The sequence below is a fragment of the Protofrankia sp. Cr1 genome (assembly GCF_963555865.1).
Lineage (GTDB): Bacteria > Actinomycetota > Actinomycetes > Frankiales > Frankiaceae > Protofrankia.
This window is the reverse complement of the sequence record NZ_CAUVXO010000466.1, coordinates 2,968-4,369: the sequence shown is the minus strand read 5'-3', so window position 1 is coordinate 4,369 and position 1,402 is coordinate 2,968. Positions and strand designations below refer to the sequence as shown.

Genomic DNA, 1,402 nt, shown 5'->3' with positions numbered 1-1,402 from the left:
GGGACCTTACGGCTTCCCCCTGCTCCGCCAGCGCATCCTGCTCTGGGGCCGCGGCCACCGTAAAGCCGGTGAGATCACCAGGGCCAGGAGTGTGCCCGAGTGTGGCAAGTCGGACTACGGTGGCGGACTCGTGGTCGCGATGAGGTCGCGGGCTCGGGCGCCGTAGACAGCGATCTCACTGAAGCGCGCGAACATCTGCGCGTAGGAGGCGGGAATGACGCCGAGGGACACCGCGGGCCACGTCGTGACCTCGGCCAGGTGTGCGCACTGGCCGCGCATGACCGCCGGCCCGCCGAAGCCGTTGCGCAGCACGGACTCCTCGATGAGGAATGCGGCGGTGCGCTGGTTGCGGCGCAGGACGCGCTGGCGGTTCATCCGAGCCGCGACCGCTGCCTCGACATCGTCGTGGACTCCGCGCCGCTGCTGGTAGGCACGAAGCACAGCGCGCTCCATCCGTCGCCATCCGACCTTAGGTCATGTCGTATTCCTGATGCGGCACGGACCGCTCCCACGCAGCCTCGAACGCCGTCGCGCACTGCGCGGCGATCACCGCGTCGGGTGACAGGCGCGTATCGAGGAACTCTCCTCGGCCGGAGAAGTAGTTGAACTGAGCGTGCTGGCCGTCGAAAACCCAGAAGTCGTTAGCCGGGAGCAGCAGGCCGGTAGCCAGGTGCCGGGGCAGCCAGCGGACCTGTTCGCCCGCGGCGACGTTCGACGCGGTCGTCGCATGCTCGAACCTGATGTAGTCGGTCACCGGCTCCGACACGATCCGGACCCGGCGGACCTCGACCCCATGACCGGTCACCTCGGCGATCAGGTCAAGCCATGGCCGGGGCGCCAGTCGCCGTCGGAACTCCTCCTGGTCCCCGACGAGCCACGCCTGAAACCACGGATCCCCGCCGTCGTAGGAATCCCGCATCTCCAGATGCACGGCGGAGGACGAACACGCGCGCAGCAGCGTGCCGAACGGCGGGTCGGGCTCCTCAGCTACGCCCGGGATGCGGCCCAGGCCCCTGTCTGCCTCGCTCGTAGGTCCCATTGGCCGCCTCCACGATGAACGCCTTCATGACCACCGCCCGCGCCTATGAACTCACCCGCCGCGGCGAATTCCCCTGCGAAGTCCACCGCTTCGGCCGCATCTACCGCGTCAAAACCAGCGCACTCCTTCACGCCCTCGACAGCAGCGGCTGACCCCCAGCCTCGCCATCACCCAAAGTAAACGAATGAAGCACATCTCCGACACACCGTATGATCACTATCTCATGATCGTCTACCGATCCATGTCGGCCGGAGCTGGACGCTGTCGAACAGTCGGGTCCTCCGCACGCACGTGCGAAGGACGGGGCTAGTAAGGACAGGGCTAGTGTCGCGGGTGGTGACATAGCGGGCGCGACAGCTGGAG

3 protein-coding genes are annotated in these 1,402 nt (G+C 67.3%); 1 reads left to right on the top strand and 2 read right to left on the bottom strand.

The features are described from left to right. Window positions 1-114: 114 nt before the first annotated feature. Window positions 115-453: a Scr1 family TA system antitoxin-like transcriptional regulator gene (locus U9980_RS23820; protein WP_322769977.1), complete on the bottom strand. Its 339-nt coding sequence runs from the start codon at window positions 451-453 to the stop codon at window positions 115-117. A gap of 16 nt (window positions 454-469) precedes the next feature. Then, the gene (locus U9980_RS23815; protein WP_322769976.1) at window positions 470-1,039 is read right to left on the bottom strand and encodes a DUF6879 family protein; all 570 of its coding nucleotides are present in this window, start codon (window positions 1,037-1,039) and stop codon (window positions 470-472) included. A gap of 26 nt (window positions 1,040-1,065) precedes the next feature. Between U9980_RS23815 and U9980_RS23810 the strand changes: the two genes are divergently transcribed. Further along, window positions 1,066-1,191: a hypothetical protein gene (locus U9980_RS23810; protein ID WP_322769975.1), complete on the top strand. Its 126-nt coding sequence runs from the start codon at window positions 1,066-1,068 to the stop codon at window positions 1,189-1,191. Window positions 1,192-1,402: the final 211 nt, after the last annotated feature.

What these genes read in the sequence shown, in the direction of transcription:
- U9980_RS23820 (WP_322769977.1), bottom strand. Translation starts at nt 453, where the DNA reads ATGGAGCGCGCTGTGCTTCGTGCCTACCAGCAGCGGCGCGGAGTCCAC.
- U9980_RS23815 (WP_322769976.1), bottom strand. Translation starts at nt 1,039, where the DNA reads ATGGGACCTACGAGCGAGGCAGACAGGGGCCTGGGCCGCATCCCGGGC.
- U9980_RS23810 (WP_322769975.1), top strand. Translation starts at nt 1,066, where the DNA reads ATGACCACCGCCCGCGCCTATGAACTCACCCGCCGCGGCGAATTCCCC.